The following is a 19571-nucleotide window of genomic DNA, read 5'->3' as shown; positions in this document are numbered from 1 at the left end:
AAGCGATGCGTCCGGCGAGGCCGGACCTCATCGATCACGCAGGATGGTCGTCGGCGGGGCCATCGGCCGGTGCGATGCGCGCTCCGGCGGCATCGCCGACCTCCGCATACAGATAGGCACGCGCACGCCGCCAGTCGCGCTTGAGCGAGCGCTCCGAGCGACCGACCAGCGCGGCGATCTCGTCGAGTTCGAGTCCTGCGTAGAAGCGCAGCTCGACGAGCCGCGCGAGCGCGGGATCCATCGCCGCGAGCGACTCCAGCGCGGCATCGAGCGCGAGCACGTCGTCGCCACGCTCCTCGGCCGCGACCGCGAACGCGTGGCTGTCGAGCGCCTCGGGGCGCACGCCGGCACCGCGACGCTGGGCATCGCGTGCGCGCACGTGGTCGATGATGATCTGGCGCATCACGCGTGCGGCGATCGCGTAGAAATGCTCGCGGTCGCGTACCGCGACCTCGGCGCCGCGCGCGAGCTTCATGTAGGCCTCGTGCACGAGCGAGGTAGCGTGCAGCGGCGCGTCGCCACCGGCGAGCTGGCCACGCGCGACGCGCTTGAGCTCGGCGTACAGCGCGGCGAACAGGCGCTCGGACGCATGGCGGTCGCCGTCGCGGGCCAGGCCGATCAGTTCGGTGATTTCCGCCATGCGCGACTCCCCGCCGAAGCCGCGATCATACCTGCGGCGGCGCCCGGCGCGGGACGCGTCTCAGCGGCGGCCACGACCGCCTGTGGCATGTCCGCGGCGCCACAGCCACAGCGGGTGGACGATCAGCGAGCCGAGCGTCGCCAGTGCCATGTCCTTCTGCGCGTCCCAGGTGTCGCCCTGGGTGCCGAGATAGGCCTCGCCGAGGCCTTCCGAGAACACGCTCGCGGCGGCCCACTCGACGAGTTCGTAGACCAGCGCATGCGACATCATGAACGTGACCGGCAGCACGAAGCGCCAGGCCGGCGGCATCGCCACGCGGCGCAGGATCACCTCGGCCGCGACCGGCGTCAGCAGCAGGCCATAGAGAAAATGCACGAGGCGGTCATAGTGGTTGCGTTCGAAGCCGAGCATCGCGTCGAGCGAGCGGCCGCCGCTCACCGCCGCGAACCACGCATCGTAGGGCACGTCGGAATACTGGTAGTGCGCGCCGACCTCGTGGAACAGCGCGAACGCGAACAGCAGCACGTAGGCACCGTTCGACAGGCGCTGGTGTCGCCACCCCCATGCAAGCCAGGCCAGCGCGACCACGACGAGCGCATTCTCGAGCAGCCAGTCCTCGCGTATGGCCGGCGAGAGGCCGAGCGCGACTAAGACGATCGCGAATATGGCAAGCAGCGTGAACGGCAGCGTCGCGCGGGAGGCGGGTTGCGGCAGCGCGAAGGCCGCCGTGCTCATCGTGCGTCCCGTCCGTTCGAAGGCGCGCCTTCGCGGGCCGCCGATGTAGGAACACGCAACGCGAACGGATTCGAACCCGTCGCCGCGAGGATCGCCCACGCGGTCGCACCGAGATGCGGACGTCGGTAGTAGAGGAAATCGGCCGTCGTGCTGTCGGGGCCGATCGCGAGCCCGGTCGTCAGGCTCGCCTCGCGCGTCGCGTACACGAAGCCGCCGGGACTGGTCGCCTCGGCGACGAGCGCGAGGGCGCGACGTGCCTTGGCATCGTCACCGAGCACTCGGTACACGAGCGCGGCCTGCGCCGTACCTTCGATCCACACGCCGTCGCGGTCGTTGTTGAAATCGAAGCCGCCGTCGACGCCGTGCGCTTTTTCGGCCCAAGCCAGTGTGCGCCGCCAGTCGGCCGGCGGCTCGCGCAGCAGCAGCGGCCACAGCTGCGCATCGAGACCGGAGGTCGCATGGTTCGGTGTCACGCCATCGGGCAGCGTGCCGGTGAGGAAATGTCCTTCGGCGGTCTGCCATTGGGCCTCGACGAAACGCCATGCTTCGGCACGTGGCGTCCGCCATGCCGCGTCGCCCGCGGCATCGAGTGCATCGAACAGCGCGACCAGGTCGACGTTGTGCTCGGTCGACTTCCACGCGAGCCGTTGCGGCGCATCGTCGAAGCCGTGCAGGCCGCCCGCGAAGCCGCCGTCGCCACGCGTGTCGCGTGTGTGCTCGACGGCCCAGCCCGCGAGGCGCGTCGCCGCCGACGACCACGGCGACGAGGCGTCCGCATGGCCGAGTGCCGCGAGCGCAAGGCCGGCCCATGCGACGTTGCCGGTCGCGGTGCCGACCTGGTACGCATCCTCGACCCAGCGCTGCGACGCGTCGTCCCACCAGCCGTTCGGCAGCGGCGACTCGCGCACCGGGCCTGCACGGTAGGTATTGCGCAGGCGCTGCGGCTGACCGTCGCGCGTCGCGTTTGCGGCGAGACGCAGCGCTTCACCGATGCGGCGCGCCTGCGCGGGGGCGTCGCAGGCGAGCAGTGCCATGACGGCGAGCGCGTTGTCGTAGGTGAACGCCGCTGTCGCGAGTGCGGGCTCGCCGACTCCCTCGGCTGGCGCGTCGTAGCTGCGCAGCAGCAGCGGCCCGTCGCCCGGGAACACGTCGACGCGCAGGCGCAATGCGGTGCACCAGCGTGCGAGCGCCGCATCGGCAGTGACATGCGACGAGGCGTCCACGGAAGCCGCGGGCGCGGCTACGGCCGACGTGAACGCCAGCGCGGAGCCCATGGCGAGCGTCGCCGCGAGCCGGTTCGATGCGGTCATGCCGGAAGCCTCATGCAGGCGATGCAGCCACGCGTGTCGTCGCGGTTCTCGAGTGTCAGGGAACCGCCGTGCGCCTCGGCGATCTGCCGCGCGAGCACGAGGCCGATGCCCGAGCCGCCGGGCTTGGTCGTGAAGAACGGCACGAACAGGTTCTCGCTCGGCGGCAGGCCCGGGCCTTCGTCGAGGATCTCGATGTCGAGGCAGTCACCGCGACGATGCCAGCGCAGGCGCACGCCGCCGCCGGTCGACAGCGCCGCGTCGGCGGCGTTCTTGACGAGGTTGATGAGCGCCTGCTCGATCTGGTCCGGATCGGCCTCGAGCACGAGGTCCTCGCCGGCGTCGACGCGCACCGCGAGGCGCTGCTCGAGGTGGGCGACGCGGCGCGCGAGCTCGCCGAACGCGAACGTGCGCGGGCTCGGCGGCGGCAGCCGCGCGAACGCGGTGTAGCGTGCCATGAAGCGCGCGAGAGCCTCGGCGCGATCACCGATGACCTCGAGCGCGCTCGTCGCATCCTCGCGCAGGTCTTCGGGCGGCGGCTCGACCGCGAGCAGCTTGGCCAGCGTCGCGGCCATCGAACGGATCGGCGCGAGCGAGTTGTTGAGTTCGTGGCCGAGCACGCGCAGCAGGCGCTGCCAGGCGAGGCGTTCCTCCTCGCGCAGCGCACGGCTGAGGTCGGTGATCACGAGCAGCTCGTGCGGACGACCGTCCTCGCGGAACGTCGCGCGGCGTACGTCCCAGCGACCGCTGCCGCCCGCGAAGCTGCGCTCGCGGATCGGCGAGCCACCAGCACCGAGCCAGTCGTCGAGACCGAGCGCCTTCGCGGAACGGCCGTTGAGCTTGATGAACGGCGCACCGAGCAGGCGCTCGGCGGCCGGGTTGGCGAGCTTGAGGAAACCGTCGGCATCGAACGCGAGCACGGCGATGTCGAGCGCGGCGATGACCTTGGCCAGCAGCGCGCTCTTCTCCTCGAGCGCGAGGCGCTGCTCGCGCAGCGTCTGCGACAAGGTGTTGATCTCGACGACGACCTCGCCGATCGCGTCGCCGCGGCGCGCGCGCGAGCCGCGCAGGCTGTAATCGCCCTCGCGCAGCGCCTCGAGCAGGTTGGACAGGGTGCGCAGCGGATACACGGCACGCCGGCGCAGCTCGAACGCGAGCACGAGGGTCAGCAGCACGACGCCGCCGACGAGCGCGGGGGCATAGTCGTGCGTGGTCTCGTCGCGCCACAGCACGATGCCGAGCGCGAGCAGCGCCGGCAACGCGACGAGCAGGGCGCCCGCGAGCAGGCGGGCCTCGTAGGTCAGCCGCGTGGCGGCGGATTCGGATCGGACGACGGGACGCGTGGACGCCATGCCGCCAAGCATAGCCGGCGTGCGCGGATGACGCGTCACGGCCACGCGAACCAGGCTGCCGCGGCGAGCACGAGCGCGGCACCGAAGGCCGCACCGGCCTCGTACGCCTCACGCGCGGTCGCATCGGTCGGAGCCTCGTCGGCACTCGCATGGAGAACGACGGCACGTGGCCGCTCACGACGCACCGGCACGCCCCAGGCGTAACCGCTGGCCGGCGCGCCGAGGATCACACCGGGCGGGCGCGTGCGGTCGTTGAGCGCACGGCGTGCGGCACGCACCGCGGCGTGCACGCGCGGGGCCGCCACCGAGCGTGCCGGATCGATCGCCCGTGCGAGCCCGGCCACGTCGACCGTCGCGCCACGCCGCGCGACGAGGCAGGCGATCACCGCGAACGCGTCGTCGGCGAGCGCGATCGGCACGCCGTCGAAGGTCAGCAGCCGGGCTGCGACGTCGATGCGGTAGGCGCCCCAGCGGTAGCGCCGGGGTGCCGTCGGAGCGGAAAGACGTGCGCCCATCGGCGCCCTCGTTCGGTGGGGTCGCGAACGAGGACGCAGCGCGGTGACGGAAGCTGTCACGCGCCGGACGCGATGCCGTACTTCTCCATGCGCCGGTACAGCGCCGGGCGGCTCAGGCCGAGCAGTGCCGCGGCGCGCTGGATGTTGCCGCCGGTCTGGTCGAGCGCCTGGCGCACGAGCTGCTCCTCGGCCTGGTCGACCGTGAGCGGCCCGCCGGCCGTGGACGCCGCGGTCATCGGTGCGGAGGGCGCCAGTGCTCCGGCGCCGACCGCGACCGCGCCCGCGTCGAGGTTGAGTGCCGCGGCGTCGAGCACGTCGCCGGCGCTCATGAGCACGGCACGTTCGATCGCATGCGACAGCTCGCGCACGTTGCCGGGCCACGTGTAGGCCGCGAGCGCCGCGCTCGCCGACGGCGCGAAGCGCACGCCGTCGCGCTGGTAACGCTTCGCGAACCGCGCGAGGAACGATTCGGCAAGCAGCGGGATGTCCTCGCCGCGCTCGCGCAGCGGCGGCAGGCGCAGCTCGACCGTGTTGAGGCGGAACAGCAGGTCCTTGCGGAACGCGCCGCGTGCGACGTCGCCGGCGAGGTCGGCGTTGGTCGCCGAGACGAGGCGCACGTCGACCTTGAGCGTGCGCGACGAGCCGACGCGCTCGAGCTCGCCGTCCTCGAGCACGCGCAGCAGCTTGGGCTGCTGGGCGAGCGGGATGTTGGCGATCTCGTCGAGGAACAGGCTGCCGCCGTCGGCGAGCTCGAAGCGGCCGATGCGGTCGGTCTTGGCGTCGGTGAACGCGCCGCGCACGTGGCCGAACATCTCGGCCTCGAACACGCTCTCGGGGATACCGCCCATGTTGACCTTGACGAACGTCGCCTCGCGGCGCCGCGAGGCCTCGTGCAGCAAGCGTGCGATGACGCCCTTGCCGGTACCGTTCTCGCCGAGGATCAGCACGTTCGCATCCGACGGCGCGACGCGGCGCAGCGTCTCGAGCAGCTGGCGCATGGCGCGCGACTCGGCGATGAAACCCTCGCCCGCGTCGCCGCGCAGCAGCGCGTTCTCGGCGCTGAGGCGTTGCTCGCGACGCTGCGCGCGACCGAGCGCGAGCTGGTTGCCGAGCACGCTCATGAGGCGCTGGTTGTCCCAGGGCTTCTCGATGAAGTCGCCGGCACCGTGGCGCATCGCCTCGACCGCGACGTTGATCGTGCCCCACGCGGTCATGACCACGACGGGCAGCTCGGCATCGAGCTTGCGCAGGTCGCGCAGCAGCTCGAGGCCTTCGGCGCCCGAGGTGGTATCGCGCGTGTAGTTGAGGTCGATCAGGGCGACGTCGTAGCGCTCCTTGCGCACGGCCTCGAGCGCGGTCGCCGGACCGTCGACCGTCGCGCAGTCCCAGCCTTCGCTCTTGAGCAGCAGGCGCAGCGCCTCGCGCACGTCGCGCTGGTCGTCGGCGACGAGGATGCGGGGTTTGTCTCGTGACACGTTCAATACTCCGTTCGCAGCGGACGCACGGCGCAGCGGCGTGCGCGGGATCGCGACAGCATCGCGTGCCGCGGCACGCGCCTCAACCCCGGCATGCTCACGTGCCCTCGATCCAGCCGTCGCGCAGGCGCACGATGCGCTGCGCCTCGGCCGCGTAATCCTCGTTGTGGGTGACCTGCACGATCGTCATGCCGCCGCGGTGCAGCTCGTGCAGCAGGTCCATGATGATGCGTGCCTGGGTCGAATGCAGCGCACCGGTCGGCTCGTCGGCGAGCAGCAGGCGCGGCTTGGTGATCACCGCGCGCGCGACCGCGACGAGCTGCTGCTGGCCACCCGACAGCTGGTTCGGGAAGAGGTCCTTCTTGCCGACGATGTTGAAACGGTCGAGCAGGTCGGCGACCTGCGCGGCGCGCTCCTTGGCCGGCACGTCGCGGTACTGCAGCGGCAGGTCGAGGTTCTCCCACACCTTCAGGTCGTCGATGAGGTGGTAGTGCTGGAAGATGAAGCCGATCTTGTCGCGCTGCAGGGCCTGGCGCTGCTTCGCGTTGAGCGGCGCGACCGCGGTGCCGTCGAGCGAATAGCCGCCCTGCCAGTCGTGGTCCATGAGGCCGAGCACGTTGAGCAGCGAGCTCTTGCCCGCACCGGACGGCCCCATGATGCTGACGAACTCGCCGTCGGCGATGGCGAGGTTGACGTTGCGCAGCACCCAGCTGCGACCGCCGGCCAGCGGGAAGGATTTTTCGACGTTCTCGAGCGTGATCATGGTGACTCCATCGTGAAGGATTCCGCCCTCGGGCGGGTCCGCGCGCCGTGCGGTGCGCGGCTCATTCGTTGCGCAGCGCAGCGATCGGATCGACACGCGCGGCGCGGCGTGCGGGCAGCCAGCATGCCGCCAGCGCGACCGTGCCGAGTACCGCGGCGACACCCGCGAGCGTGACCGCGTCGTAGGCGGCGACGCCGTGCAGGCGCGCGGCGACCAGACGCGTCGCGACGACGACGAGCGGCACGCCCACGAGCAGGCCGAGGCCGACCAGCGCGAGGCCTTGCGCGAGCACGCCGCGCAGGATGCGTCGCGCATCGGCGCCGAGCGCCATGCGCACGCCGAACTCGGCCTCGCGCATGCGCACGGCGTAGGCGAGCACCGCGTAGAGGCCGAGCACGGCGAGTGCCAGCGCGATCGTGCCGAGTCCCTGCAGCAGCGCGTTGAGACGGTCGCGCTCCGCGAGCGTCGCGGCGATGCGGTGGTGCATCGCGATGATCTGTCCCGGCGAGCCGTCCGGCGCGATGCGCGTGAAGAGGTCACGCAACGGTGCGACCAGCGTGTCGGGCGACGCGGAGCTGCGCACGAGCAGCGCACCCGACAACGGCGCGGCCTGCGGGCGGTAGATCGTCGCATAGTCGTCGGACTCGTCGAGGCCGCGGCGCTTGGTCGTCGCGACGACGCCGACGATCGTGAGTTCGAGCGGCGCCTGCGCGGTGCCGTCGGGCAGCGGCGGGCGCTCGAGCAGGAACGTGCGGCCGAGCGGATCACGATCCGGCGAATAGCGGCGTACGAAGCCCTCGTCGACGATCGCGACGGGTGACTGGCCGCGTGCCTCGTCGTCGCCGAAGGCACGGCCACGCAGGATCGGCATGCCGAGCGCGGCGAAGTAGCCGGCATCGACGCGCGCATCGTAGGCGTTCGGCGACCGGCTGCCGTCGATCGCGGCACCGGGCGGCTGGAAGCTCGACAGGTTGACGTTGTCCCCGAACGGCACCTGGCTGCCGACGCCCGCGGCGATGACGCCGGGCATCGCGCGTGCCGCGTCGACGAGTGCGGCGACGCGCGCGATGCGCGTGGCGTCGTCGACGCCGCGTCCGCCCAGCGAGCCGAGCCCGGCATGCACGAGGTTTTCGCGGTCGAAGCCGACGTCTTCGGCGAGCAGGTGCTGCGAGCTGCGCAGCAGCAGGCCGATGCCGACCAGCAGTGCCGCGGTCAGCGCGATCTGGCCGACGATGAGCCCCTGGCGCACGCGCTGCGCGCCGCGGCCAGCCGTCTGGCGGCGACCCGACTGGCCGAGCGCGGACTGCAGGCCACGCTGCGAGCCGAGGCTCGCGAACGTGATCGCGAGCGCGGCCGAGAAGGCCAGCCCGAGCAGCAAGGCGACCGTCGGCACGTCGATGCCGATCGCCTGCGGTGCATCGACCGGCAGCAGTTCGAAGCCCGCGAGCAGCATCAGCACGCCGGGCAGCAGGGCGAGCGCGAGGCCCGCCGCGAGTGTGCACAGCGCGAACGCCTCGCCGGCCGCCTGCGCGACCTGGCGCGAACGCCCTGCTCCGAGCGCCTGCTGGACGGCGATCGCGTGGCGCCGCGCGGTGGCGCGCGCGATGGCGAGGTTGCACAGGTTGGCCGCGGTCACGAGCAGCACGAGGCCGACCGCGAGCAGCATGAGGCGCAGCGCGGGCACGTGCTCGCCGATCCACACGTCGCGCAGCGCACCGACCTCCATCGCGAAGCGCCCCGGTTCGTCGAAGGCGCGCTGCAATCCCGGCAGCGCACGCGCGACCGCCTCGACATCGTGACGCACCGCGACGCGGTCGGCGCCGACCGCGAGCCTCGCGATCGCGTAGGTGTCGCCGAAACTGCCGGCTTTCGATTCGGCGAGATCGCTCGCACCGATCACGAACGGTGTCCATGCCTGGATGCTGCGCTCGGGGAAGGCGAAGCCACGCGGCAGCACGCCGACGATGCGGTAGGTCTCGCCGTCGAGGTCGATCGTGCGGCCGATCGTGTCGGCGGCGCCGCCGTAGCGCTGCTGCCACGTGTCCCAGCCGAGCACGACGCTGCGTGCCGCGCCTTCGCGTGCATCCTCGGCCTCGAACAGCCGACCCGCCGCGGCCTGCGCGCCGAGCAGCGTGAACAGCTGCGGCTGCACGCGTGCGATCTCGATCGAGGCAGCCTGCGCGTTCGTCGCGTCGCCGACGTCGACGTGCTTCGCCTGGAAACCGGCGACGCCGTCGAGGCCTTTCGCGTCGCGGGCGATCGCGTCGAGCAGCGGCAGCGACACGCCGCCGTCGATGCCCATGAAGCGCGCGCTCACCGTGACGAGGCGATCCTCGTGCGGGAACGGCAACGGCTTGTAGAGCAGGCCGTAGAGCACCGCGAACACGCCGCCGTTGGCGGCCAGCGCGATGCCGAGCAGCAGCACCACGGTCGCGGCATACGCGGGTTCGCGCCACAGGCGGCGCAGGATCGGGGCGAGGTCGGCGAAGAGGTTCATGCGGAATCCTTGCTCGCGATCATCCTGTCATTCGCTGCGCAGCGCGACGACCGGATCGGTCGCGGCGGCACGATGGGCCGGCCACCAGCACGCGACGAGCGCGACGCCGGCGACCACCGCGGCGGCGGCGAGCCAGGTCAGCGGGTCCGTGAAGGCGACACCGTACAGGCGGTCGCCGAGCACGCGCGCGAGCGGCACGCCGACGGCGAGGCCGAGCAGCGCTCCGGACGCGATCAGGCGCCCGCCTTGTCCGAGCACGAGGTTGCGCACGCGCGACGGCGTCGCACCGACCGCCATGCGCACGCCGAGCTCGGCGGTTCGGCGGCGGATCGCGAAGCTCAGCACGGCGGCGAGGCCGAGCGCGGCGAGCAGCAGCGTGACGCCCGCGAACGTGGCGAGTGCGCCGAGCAACGCACGCTGCGCGGCGATCGACGACGCGACCAGATCGGCGAGTGCACGGTTGACGCCTATGTCGGCCTGCGGCGCGAGCGCGAGCACGCGCTGACGCACCACCTCGGTGAACGCGGCCGCGTCACCGTCGACGCGCGTGACGAGCCAGAACACCGGCAGCGGCGCCTCGGCGACCTCGTACACGGTCGGCAGATTCTCGGCTTCGTCGAGGCGCTCGTGCTTGACGCTGCGCACGACCCCGACGATCGGCGCGGTGCGCGTCGTCTCGCCGCCGGTCGGCACGTCGACCGACGCGGTGAGCGGATCGCGGCCGGCGAGGTGGCGGCGCGCCCACAGCTCGTCAACGATGACGGGGCCGCCGCTGGCCGGATCGGAACGCTCGAACTCGCGCCCGGCGACGAGGCCGACGCCGAGCGCGTTGAAGAAGCCCGGCCCGACCTTGCGTGCGCGTGCCTGCACGTTGTCGTCGGTGCCGGTCGGGCGCATGTTCGAGACCATCTCCCACTGGCTGAAAGGCGGTGCCGACGCGATCGCGACCGCGCGCACGCCGGGCAGCGCAGCGACGTCGGCACGCAGGGTCTCGACGAATGGCGTGTAGCGCGGCCCGTCGACGGCGGGATCGAACGCACGCCCGCTGATGCTGACGCCGACCGGATCGACCGCGGTCAGCACCACGCCGGTCGCGTCGAAGCCGCGCTCGGTCGCCATCAGGTTGGCCGCACTGCGCAGCAGCAGGCCGGCACCGCCGAGCAGCGCCGTCGTGAGCATGACCTGGGCGATGATCATCGCCGGACGCACGCGCCCGAGGCCCGACGCGCTGCCACGCGACGACAGCGCTGCCGCGCGTTGCGACAGCAATGCCGCGAGCGTGCCGCTGGCGAGCGCGACGACCGCGACGACGACACCCGCGACGATCGCCGCGATGCCGAATCCCGTGCCTTGCGGAAGGTCCGTCGGCATCAGGCCGTGGCGACTCGCGAGGCCGAGCCCGAACGGCGTCAGCACGAGCCCGAGCACGAGGCCCGCGACGATCGGCGGAGCGAGGTCGGCGGCGATGCCGCGCGTGATCGCACGCGTGTCGGCACCGATCGCGCGGCGGATCTGGAACTCGCGCGAGCGTGCGAGCAGGCGATCGAGGTTGAGGTTGACGAGGTTGGCCGCGACGACCACGAGCAGCACGATCGCCGCGAGCTGAAGCAGCGCGAGCGCGCGCCAATGCGAGGCCGCGAACGCGTCGCGGATCGGCTCGACCTCGGCCTTGAGTCCCGCGTTATCGAGCAGGCCCTTGGCACTGCCATCGGAAAGGAACACCGCCTGCAGGCGATCGCGCGCCTGTCCGGGCGAGACGCCCGGCGCGAGCCTCGCGACCACGTCGAGCGAACCGACGTTGCCGGCCTCGGACTGCTCGCGCTCGCGTGTGGTCATCGCATACGGGCGCCAGGCGTCGACCGACGCGGTCGGGAACACGAAGCCTTCGGGCATCACGCCGACCACCGTGTACCTGTCGTTGCCAATGCGCAGCTTGCGGCCGACGACCTCGGCATCGCCCGTGAAGCGCGACTGCCACGCGGCGTGCGAGATCACCACGGCGTCGTCACGGCCCTCGACCATCTCGTCGGGCGCGAACAGCCGGCCCATCGCAGGCGCGACGCCGAGCACCTCGCCGAACCCGTCGCTGACGCGGGCGATGCGCCAGCGTTGACCGCTGTCGTCCTGGCGCAGCTGCTGGCCAACCGTGTAGCCGAGTGCGGCCGTGATCTGCGCACCGTCGCCGGGCACCGCGCGACGCAGGCGGTCGGTGAGGCCGACCGTGAAGCCGAACTTCGAGAGATCGGCCTTGAGGTTCACGAGGCGATCGGCCTCCGGATACGGCAAGGCCTTCCAGCGCAGCGCGTGGATCGCCGAGAACGCGGTCGCATTGACCGCGACGACCGCGGCGACGAGCACGATGACGGTCAGCGCGAACAGCGGCGAGCGGAACGGACGGCGCCACGAGGCCAACGCGTGCATGCGGGATCTCCGTTGGGGCGGCGCGCAAGACACCGCATGAGGGTCGTTCAGCAGGGACCGTGCCAGCGCCAGCGGACCGCATCGTGGCGCGCTTCGCGGCCGCCTGCATGCCGCACCGGGCCCGGGCGGCGTCCGGAACCGGACACCGCCTCGTGCGCGCCCGGACAGCGTTACTCCTGCCGCAACGCCACCATCGGATCGACGCGCAGCGCGCGGCGCGCCGGCAGCAGCGTCGCCGCGGCCACAGCGAGCGCGAGCACGGCCACCACGACGACGTAGACGAGCGGATCGGCACGCGACCCCGGGAACATCATCGTGTCGAGCACGCGCGCGAACACGAACGCGAGCGGCACGCCCACCGCGATGCCCACCGCGACCTGCACGGCACCGCGACGCACGACCATCGCGAGCACGCTGCGTGCCGAGGCGCCGAGCGCGCGGCGCACGCCGATCTCGCGCGTGCGCGCCGCGACGTCGAACGCGAGCACGGCGTAGATGCCGGCCGCGGCGAGCAGCACCGCGAACGCGGCGAAGGCGGTGAACATGTTGGCGAGCAGCTCGGCGCCCCAGAAGATGCTGCGGCGCCATTCGGACATCGGCTGCAGCCAGTAGACCGGAAGATCGGCGTCCACAGCACGCACCGCATCGCGCACGGCCTGCGAGAGGGCCGCCTGGTCGCCCGTCGTGTGCAGCGCGAAGCTCACGAACGCGGGCGGCTCCTGCGCGAGCGGGCGGAACACGTTGCCGTCGCCACGGTACGCGGCGCTCGCGCCCGACTGCACGTAGTCGGCCTGCGAGCTGTCGGCGACGACGCCGACCACCTCGAGCCATGGACTGCCCGACGACTTCGGCGACAGCTGCACGCGCTGGCCGAGCGCGGACTGGCCCGGCCACGCCGCGGCGGCGAACGACGCGCTGACGATCGCGACGCGCGGCGACTGCGCCGTGTCGCGCGCGTCGAACACGCGACCTTCGCGCAGCGCGATGCCGAACGTCGCGAGGAAGCCGTCGTCGATGCTCGAGGCCCAGGCCTGCGGGCGGCGCTCGCCTTCCGCGACGACATCGCCGACACGCGCATACTCCTGGCGCTCGTAGCCCATGAGCGGCAGCGTGCTCGCGAAGCCTGCGCGCTGCACGCCCGGCAGCGCCGCGAAGCGCGCCTGCAGCGCCTCGACGAAGCGCGTGCGCGACGCCGCATCCGGGTAGGTCGATTCGAACAGCGCGATACGTCCGGTCAGCACGTCGTCGGTGCGCACTCCGAGTTCGGTCTCCTGGGCGTGCAGCGCACTGCGCACGGCGATGCCCGCGCAGACCAGCAGCACCACGCACAGCGCGACCTCGGCGCCGACCAGGAAGCGTCCGCGCCGCCTGCCGCCACCGAGGCTTCCGCCCGAGCCGTCGCGCAGGCTGGCCTGCACGTCGACGCGGCCCGCGCGCAGCGCAGGCACCAGTCCGGCAAGCAGCGCCGAGGCGAGCGCGATGCCGGCGCAGAACGCGAGGTCGCGCATGTCGAGCGAGAAATCGATCCAGTACGGCAGCTGGCTGTCGGCCGACATGGAGGCATCGAACACGCGTGCGGCGACGTCGGCACCGGTGTAGCCGAGTACCGTCGCGAGCATCGCGACCACGATGGTCTCGGCGAGCACCTGCACGACCAGTCTGCGCCGGCTCGCGCCGAGCGCGGAACGGATGCCCAGCTCGCGTGCCCGTGCAGCGAAGCGCGCGAGCACGAGGCTCGCGACGTTCGCGCAGGCGATCAGCAGCACCATGAGCACGACCACGAACATCGCGGCCGTGGCATCGCGGATCTGCGGCATGATGAACTCGTGGGCGAACGGCTCGAGCTTGGCGCGATCGCCACGCAGCGGCACACCACGTTCGGCGGCGAGGCCGAGCATGAGCGCATCGAACGCCTGCGAGGCCTGGGGAAGCGTGACGCCTTCGCGCAGGCGTCCGAACGTCTTCACGCGCATCGCCGCATCGGACGCGGCGACCGTGCGGTCGCTCGACAGCGGCAGCCACATCGCCTCGGCGACCGGGAAGCCGAAGTTCTCGGGCATGACACCGATCACCGTCGTCGCCTCGCCGTTGACGCGGACCTGCCGACCGATCACGGCGGGATCGGCGTTGAAGCGCAGCTGCCACACGCGATGGCCGATCAGCGCGACACGTGGCGCACCGGCCGCGGTGTCGGCGGCCTCGATGCCGCGACCGAGCTGCGGGCGCACGCCGAGCGCCGGCATGACCTCCGCGCTCACGAACGCACCGGCGAGCCGCTCGGGCGCGCCCTCGATGCCGCCGAGATTGGCCGTGCCCTGCGCGTACGCGGCGAGCGTGTCGAGCACCTGCTGGCGCTCGCGCAGGTCGAGCCAGTCGAGCTGCGCGAGCGCGATGTTGCGCGAGGGCTCGCGCGCTTCGGTGTACTCGAAGTGCACGAGGCGGTCGGCGTCGGCGAACGGCAGCGGCTTGAGCGCGAACGCATTGATCGCCCCGAACATGTAGATGCACAGGCCGATGCCGACCGCGAGCATGAGCACGCTCGTCGCGGTGAATCCGGGCGATCGCGCGAGCGCGCGCAGGGCGAAGCGGATGTCGTGGATCATCGGGGGGTCCTGTTCATGCGGGGCGCAAGGCCACCATGGGGTCGACATGCAACGCATGGCGGGCCGGAAATGCGATCGCGGACACGCTCGCGAATGACGAACCGAAGAACCCGCGCCGACGAGCGGCGCTCGCGTCTCGCGACTTCCGGCTTGTTCATCGAGACATCCATCGTTGCGGTTCTCCAGGCGACACGACGGTTCGGCAAGCCGGTGGGGACATGCCCGCGAAGGAGCGACCCGGATGCACACAGCAAGGGTCGCGCCAACCCCTCCAACCGCTGCGTGGCACGGCGTGCGCCATACCGCAGCGGCTTCGGCGTCCGTGATCGGACGCCGTGCTGTCCGATTGCGGCGTGTGCGCATGCCCCATCCCGACGCTCGCGGGATCACGACGCAACGCGCGCGCTCATTCAGCCCGCAACGCCTCCATCGGCGCGACGCGAGCGGCACGCCACATCGGCACCGCGCAGGCCGCGAACGCGACGAGCGCGAGCACCGCGACGACGCCGGCGAGCACGCGCGGATCGGCCGCGCCGACGCCGTACAGCTGGGCCGAGATCACGCGGCCGAGCGCGATCGCGCCGACGATGCCGGCGACGAGGCCCGGAACGACCATGCGCATGCCCGTGCCGAGCACGAGACGATGGATGTCGCGCGTGCCCGCACCGATCGCCTGACGCAGGCCGATCTCGCGGCGACGCTGGCCGACCGTGTAGGCGACCACGCCGTACAGGCCGATCGCGGCGAGCACGAGCGCGACGCCCGCGAACACGCTCATGAGCGTCATGTTGAAGCGGCGCAGCTGCAGCGTCGCGCCGGTGACCGACTCGAGCGTGCGGATCGCGTAGACCGGCACGTCGGGCGCGACCTCGCGCATCGCCTCGCGCAGCGCGCCGGCCACCGCCATCGCGTCGCCGCGCACCTTGAGGCCGAGCGCGAGCTCGCCGCGGCCGACCTTGCGGATCGGGAAGTACAGCTCCGCGTTGGGCGGACGATCGAGGCCGGCCTGGCGCACGTCGCCGACCACGCCGATGATCGGCTTCGGATCGCCGAGGAACGCGGCGATCTGCCGGCCGAGCGCATCGCCGCCGGCAAGGTAGCGGTCGACCACCGCCTGGTTCACGACGACCTGCGACGGCACGCCGTCGACATGGCCGTCCTGCGCGTCGAACGCGCGACCAGCCTTGACCGGGATGCCGTAGGTACGGAAGTAGTCGATGCTCGCGAAACGGAACTCGATGATCGCGTCTTCGGGAATCTCGTGACCGACGATGCCGAAGCTGCCGTTCCAGCCCCAGTCGCCCGAGGCCGGCAGGCGCTCGCTGAGCGCGACCGATTCGACGCCGGGAATCTCGCGCAGGCGCGCCTCGATCGCGTCGAGGCGCGGGCCCGCGAACGCCACCATGCGAGCGTACCAGTCGGCGATGTCCTCACCGGCCTCCATCGACGGCGCGGGCAGCGAGAACTGCGCGGTCAGCACCTGCTTCGGATCGACGCCCGAGTCGACCTCGCCGAGGCGGCGCAGGCTGTCGATGAGCAGGCCTGCACCCGCGAGCAGCGCGACCGCGAGCGCGACCTCGCCGGCCACGAGCACACCACGCGCACGCACCTGCTTCGCGCCGCCGGTCTGGCTGCGCGAGGCGCCCTGCAGCGCCGTGGCCGGGTCGATGCGCGACGCACGCCATGCCGGCAGCAGACCGAACAGAAGCAGCGTCGCGAGCGCGCCGCCGGCACAGGCCGCGACGACACGCAGGTCGACCGCGGGCACCGCGTACGCCGGCAGCAGATCCGGCGCGAGCGCGAGCAGCCCGCGCACCGCCGGGATCGCCGCGAGCACGCCGGCCAGCGTGCCGAGCGCGGCGACGACCATCGATTCGGCGAGCACCGCACGCACGAGCCTGCCACGCCCCGCACCGAGCGCGCTGCGCAGCGCGAGTTCCTGCGCACGCGCCTGGCCGCGCGCGAGCATGAGGTTGGCGAGGTTCGCGCACGCGATCAGCAGCACGAGCCCGGCGGCACCGAACAGCATGCCGAGCGGCTCGCGCACGCGGCTCGTGAGGCGATCCTGCAAGGCCTCGACGCGCACCTGCATGCCCTTGCTCTCGTCGGGCCAGGTCGCACGCTGCCACTGCACGATGCCGTCGAGCACGCCGAGCGCCTGCTGAGCGCCGACGCCGTCGCGCAGGCGCCCGACGATGCTGAGCGAGTTGTTGCCGCGCGTCTGCGTGTTGCCGGGCAGGAAGGTCGGCACCCACAGCTGCGCGCCGGACGGGAACGAGGCGTCGGCGCGCGCGACGCCGACCACGCGCCAGGCCTCGCCGTTCAGCACGACATCGCGGCCGATCACGCCGGCATCGGCACCGAAGCGGTCGCGCCACAAGGCTTCGCCGATGATCGCGACGCGCTCGTTGGCGTTCTCCTCGGCCTCGCCGAACGCGCGACCCTGCAGGATCGAACCGTTGAACACGTTCCAGAAGCCCGGCGTCACCGCATAGCCGGACAGGCGATCGGCATCGCCCGAGCCGGTCAGGTTGTAGGTGCCGCCGACGAACGCACCGAAGGCCTCGAACGCCTCGCCGCTGCGCGCCTGCCACTCGCGGAACACGGGCGGCGACACGGGGCTGTGCGTGACCGGCGGCTGGTCGCGCATGACGCGCACGATGCGCTCGGGATGCGCGAACGGCAGCGGCTTGAGCAGCACGGCGTCGTAGACGGTGAAGATCGCGGCGAGCGCGCCGATGCCGAGCGCGAGCGTCAGCACGGCGGTGACGAGGAAGGTCGGCCTCGCGCGCAAGGCACGCACGGCGGTGCGCAGGTCGTCGGTGAAGCGGCTCATCGGGTCGGATCCTCTGGAGAACGTGTCGTCATTCGTCGCGCAACGCGACCATCGGTGCGACGCGCGACGCGCGCCAGGCCGGCAGTGCGGCGGCGAGCAGCGCGGCAGCCGCCATCGCGGCGACGCCCGCGGCGAGCGCACCGAGCGGCCAGCCGTCGACGCCGAGTTCGCGCAGGTCGATCACGCGCAGCACGATCGCGACCGCGACGAGGCCGGCGGCGACACCCGCCGCGCTCGTGGCGACGCTGTCGCGCAGCACGCGCGAGGCGAGTTGGACGGGGCGCGCGCCGACCGCGAGGCGCAGGCCGAACTCGCCGATGCGGCGCTGCTGCTGCAGCGAGGCGACCGCGTACACGCCGAGCACGGCGAGCAGCAGCGCGGCGCCCGCGAACGCGCCGACCGTGCGCGCGAAGAAGCGCGCCGGGCGCAGCTGCTCGGCGATGTCGCCGGCGAGCACATAGTGGCGCGTGACCGCCTGGCGCGGATCGATCGCGGCGAGTGCCGCGGCCATCTGCGCGTCGATGCCCGGCAGCGGGCGATCGCCGCGCACGAGGAAGGTCATCGCGTTGATCGGGAACTGCGCGAACGGCACGAGCACCTCGGGTGCCGCGGGCATGCGCAGGCCGTCGTTGCGGATGTCGTCGACGAGGCCGACTACGCGCACGTCGACGCGCTCGCGCCCGATCGGCACGCTGAGCATGCGCCCGAGCGGATCGGCGTCGCCGAACACGCGGCGCGCCGCGGTGCGATTGAGGATCGCGACGGCTTCCGCGCCGCGGCGGTCGGTCGCCTCAAAGCCGCGACCGCCAACCAGCGGCATGCCGAGCACGCCGAGATAATCGGCCGAGACACGGCGCAGCACGCTCTGCACGCCAGCCTCGGCGCCCTGATCGGGCGTGCGCAGGTCGACGCTCGCGCTGCCGATGCCCGACAGCGGTGCCGCGCTCGTCACCGCGACGCCGCGCACGCCGGGCAGCGCACCGAGGCGTTCGGCGAGCTGCTCGGTGAACGGCACGAAAGCCTCGCGTCCACCGCGGAAGAACTGCATCGCGTGCACGTTCGCGGTCGCGTAGCCGGGCTCCACGGCCTGCAGCCGCCACAGGCCTCCCGCGAGCGCGAGCGCGGCGACGAGGCTCAGCGTCGACAAGGCCATCGCGAGCGCGGGAAGCGCACGACGCTGCCCGGCCTGGCCGACGAGCCCCTTGCCACCCGCGCGCATCGCCTCGGCGGGCGCACCGTGCACACGCAGCGCACCCGCGAGCGCAGCGAGGCACGGCACGGCGAGGCCGAACACTGCGGCGGCGGCGAGTACGCGTGCGTCGAGCACGATGCCGTCGACGCGCGGCACGCTGTCGCGAGCGAGTTCACGCAGGAGTGCAATCGTCGCTGCGGCGACGCCGCTGCCGGCCACGACCGCGGCGGTCGCGAGCAGTCCGAGTTCGAGCGCGAGCTCGCGGCGCAGGCGTCCGCGGCTCGCGCCGATTGCCTGCAAGACGGCCTGCTCGCGGCGCCGCGCGAGCTGGCGCGCATCAAGCAGGATCGCGACGTTCGCGGCCGCGACGAGCAGCACGAGCACGGCCAGCGCGAACGCGCCCCACAGCGCCGTGCGCGCATCGCCGACGAGTACGTCGATGAGCGGTCGGGTGGTGGCACGCCAGCCCGCATCGGTCTCGCCGCGCTCGGCCGCGAGGGCCTCGAAGCGCTGCTGCAAGGCCGCGTCGGCCTGCGCGGGCGTGGTGCCCGCGGCGAGACGTCCGACCATGAGCAGCGTGCGGCGACGCTCGCGCTGCAGGCCGTCCTGCGGAAGGTACTTCGCCGCAAGCGGACGCCATACACCGGTGTCACCGGCGACGAGTTCGGCGGACGGCGGCAGCACGCCGACGATCTCGAGCGGATCCTCGTCGACGAGTTCGAGGCGCTTGCCGATCACGTCGGTCGAGCCGCCGAACGCACGCTGCCATTCGGCATGCGACAGCACCGCGACGCCACGATCCTCGCGCACGTCGTCGGCATCCAGCACACGCCCGAGCACGGGCGCGATGCCGAGCGCCTCGAAATAGCCCGCGCCGACGACATGCGTCGTGATCTCGCGCGCGCGTTCGCCGTCGAACAGCGTCACGCCGCTCCACCAGTAGTAGCCGAGCGCGTCGAAGCCCGGCGTGCCGGCGGCCAGCAGTTCGGCCTCGCGCGTCGTGAACTGCGCGTTGTCGACGTCCTGCGCAGGATTCACGGCGCGCACGACGACGATGCGATCAGGATCGTGCAGCGGCAGGCCACGCAGCAGCACGCCGTCGACGGTCGCGACCATCGCGACGCTGAAGCCGATGCCGAGCGCGAGCATCGCCACCGAGGCGAACGTGAAGCCCGGTGCGCTGGCGAGGCGGCGCAAGGCGAGGCGCAGGTCGGACACGAAGCCGCTCATCGGAA

The 19571-nt window shown here is 72.4% G+C and carries 12 protein-coding genes; all 12 read right to left on the bottom strand.

Annotation, left to right across the window (positions count from 1 at the left end; all coding sequences use genetic code 11):
* Positions 1–34 precede the first annotated feature (34 nt).
* Positions 35–640: an ECF-type sigma factor gene (locus ACQQ2N_RS12770; RefSeq protein WP_440221957.1), complete on the bottom strand. Its 606-nt coding sequence runs from the start codon at positions 638–640 to the stop codon at positions 35–37.
* Positions 641–700: 60 nt separating this feature from the next.
* Positions 701–1375, bottom strand: a complete 675-nt coding sequence (locus ACQQ2N_RS12765) for a DUF2238 domain-containing protein (RefSeq protein ID WP_440221956.1) — start codon at positions 1373–1375, stop codon at positions 701–703.
* A complete protein-coding gene (locus ACQQ2N_RS12760) occupies positions 1372–2685 on the bottom strand; it encodes a hypothetical protein (protein WP_440221955.1) in 1314 nt (437 codons plus the stop codon). The genes ACQQ2N_RS12765 and ACQQ2N_RS12760 overlap by 4 nt, the downstream gene beginning before the upstream one ends.
* Positions 2682–4034 (bottom strand): sensor histidine kinase, encoded by a 1353-nt coding sequence (locus tag ACQQ2N_RS12755; RefSeq protein WP_440221954.1) that lies wholly within the window; start codon positions 4032–4034, stop codon positions 2682–2684. Before ACQQ2N_RS12755 ends, ACQQ2N_RS12760 begins: the two co-directional genes overlap by 4 nt.
* 35 nt (positions 4035–4069) lie before the next feature.
* A complete protein-coding gene (locus ACQQ2N_RS12750; protein ID WP_440221953.1) occupies positions 4070–4549 on the bottom strand; it encodes a hypothetical protein in 480 nt (159 codons plus the stop codon).
* Between the two features lie 56 nt (positions 4550–4605).
* Positions 4606–6024, bottom strand: a complete 1419-nt coding sequence (locus ACQQ2N_RS12745; protein ID WP_440221952.1) for a sigma-54-dependent transcriptional regulator — start codon at positions 6022–6024, stop codon at positions 4606–4608.
* A gap of 97 nt (positions 6025–6121) precedes the next feature.
* Positions 6122–6787 (bottom strand): ABC transporter ATP-binding protein, encoded by a 666-nt coding sequence (locus ACQQ2N_RS12740; protein ID WP_440221951.1) that lies wholly within the window; start codon positions 6785–6787, stop codon positions 6122–6124.
* Positions 6788–6848: 61 nt separating this feature from the next.
* Complete coding sequence (locus ACQQ2N_RS12735; protein WP_440221950.1) at positions 6849–9284, bottom strand: ABC transporter permease; 2436 nt, start codon at positions 9282–9284, stop codon at positions 6849–6851.
* 27 nt (positions 9285–9311) lie between these two features.
* Positions 9312–11705, bottom strand: a complete 2394-nt coding sequence (locus tag ACQQ2N_RS12730) for an FtsX-like permease family protein (RefSeq protein ID WP_440221949.1) — start codon at positions 11703–11705, stop codon at positions 9312–9314.
* A 170-nt stretch (positions 11706–11875) separates the two neighbouring features.
* Positions 11876–14308 (bottom strand): ABC transporter permease, encoded by a 2433-nt coding sequence (locus ACQQ2N_RS12725; protein ID WP_440221948.1) that lies wholly within the window; start codon positions 14306–14308, stop codon positions 11876–11878.
* Positions 14309–14714: 406 nt separating this feature from the next.
* Positions 14715–17144, bottom strand: coding sequence for an ABC transporter permease (locus tag ACQQ2N_RS12720; RefSeq protein ID WP_440221947.1), 2430 nt, complete (start codon positions 17142–17144; stop codon positions 14715–14717).
* Between the two features lie 28 nt (positions 17145–17172).
* Positions 17173–19566 carry an ABC transporter permease gene (locus tag ACQQ2N_RS12715; RefSeq protein WP_440221946.1) on the bottom strand — a complete coding sequence of 798 codons (2394 nt, stop codon included), beginning with the start codon at positions 19564–19566 and terminating at the stop codon, positions 17173–17175.
* Positions 19567–19571: the final 5 nt, after the last annotated feature.

The organism is Dokdonella aquatica, from assembly GCF_051987395.1.
In the GTDB taxonomy this organism is placed as follows: Bacteria; Pseudomonadota; Gammaproteobacteria; order Xanthomonadales; family Rhodanobacteraceae; genus Dokdonella.
The sequence above is the reverse complement of the archived record's forward strand: the minus strand, read 5'-3'. Positions and strand labels throughout refer to the sequence as shown.

Bases quoted from the DNA above. Each gene is read 5' to 3' on its own strand.
- ACQQ2N_RS12770 (WP_440221957.1), bottom strand. From the start codon at position 640: ATGGCGGAAATCACCGAACTGATCGGCCTGGCCCGCGACGGCGACCGC.
- ACQQ2N_RS12765 (WP_440221956.1), bottom strand. From the start codon at position 1,375: ATGAGCACGGCGGCCTTCGCGCTGCCGCAACCCGCCTCCCGCGCGACG.
- ACQQ2N_RS12760 (WP_440221955.1), bottom strand. From the start codon at position 2,685: ATGACCGCATCGAACCGGCTCGCGGCGACGCTCGCCATGGGCTCCGCG.
- ACQQ2N_RS12755 (WP_440221954.1), bottom strand. From the start codon at position 4,034: ATGGCGTCCACGCGTCCCGTCGTCCGATCCGAATCCGCCGCCACGCGG.
- ACQQ2N_RS12750 (WP_440221953.1), bottom strand. From the start codon at position 4,549: ATGGGCGCACGTCTTTCCGCTCCGACGGCACCCCGGCGCTACCGCTGG.
- ACQQ2N_RS12740 (WP_440221951.1), bottom strand. From the start codon at position 6,787: ATGATCACGCTCGAGAACGTCGAAAAATCCTTCCCGCTGGCCGGCGGT.
- ACQQ2N_RS12735 (WP_440221950.1), bottom strand. From the start codon at position 9,284: ATGAACCTCTTCGCCGACCTCGCCCCGATCCTGCGCCGCCTGTGGCGC.
- ACQQ2N_RS12730 (WP_440221949.1), bottom strand. From the start codon at position 11,705: ATGCACGCGTTGGCCTCGTGGCGCCGTCCGTTCCGCTCGCCGCTGTTC.
- ACQQ2N_RS12725 (WP_440221948.1), bottom strand. From the start codon at position 14,308: ATGATCCACGACATCCGCTTCGCCCTGCGCGCGCTCGCGCGATCGCCC.
- ACQQ2N_RS12720 (WP_440221947.1), bottom strand. From the start codon at position 17,144: ATGAGCCGCTTCACCGACGACCTGCGCACCGCCGTGCGTGCCTTGCGC.
- ACQQ2N_RS12715 (WP_440221946.1), bottom strand. From the start codon at position 19,566: ATGAGCGGCTTCGTGTCCGACCTGCGCCTCGCCTTGCGCCGCCTCGCC.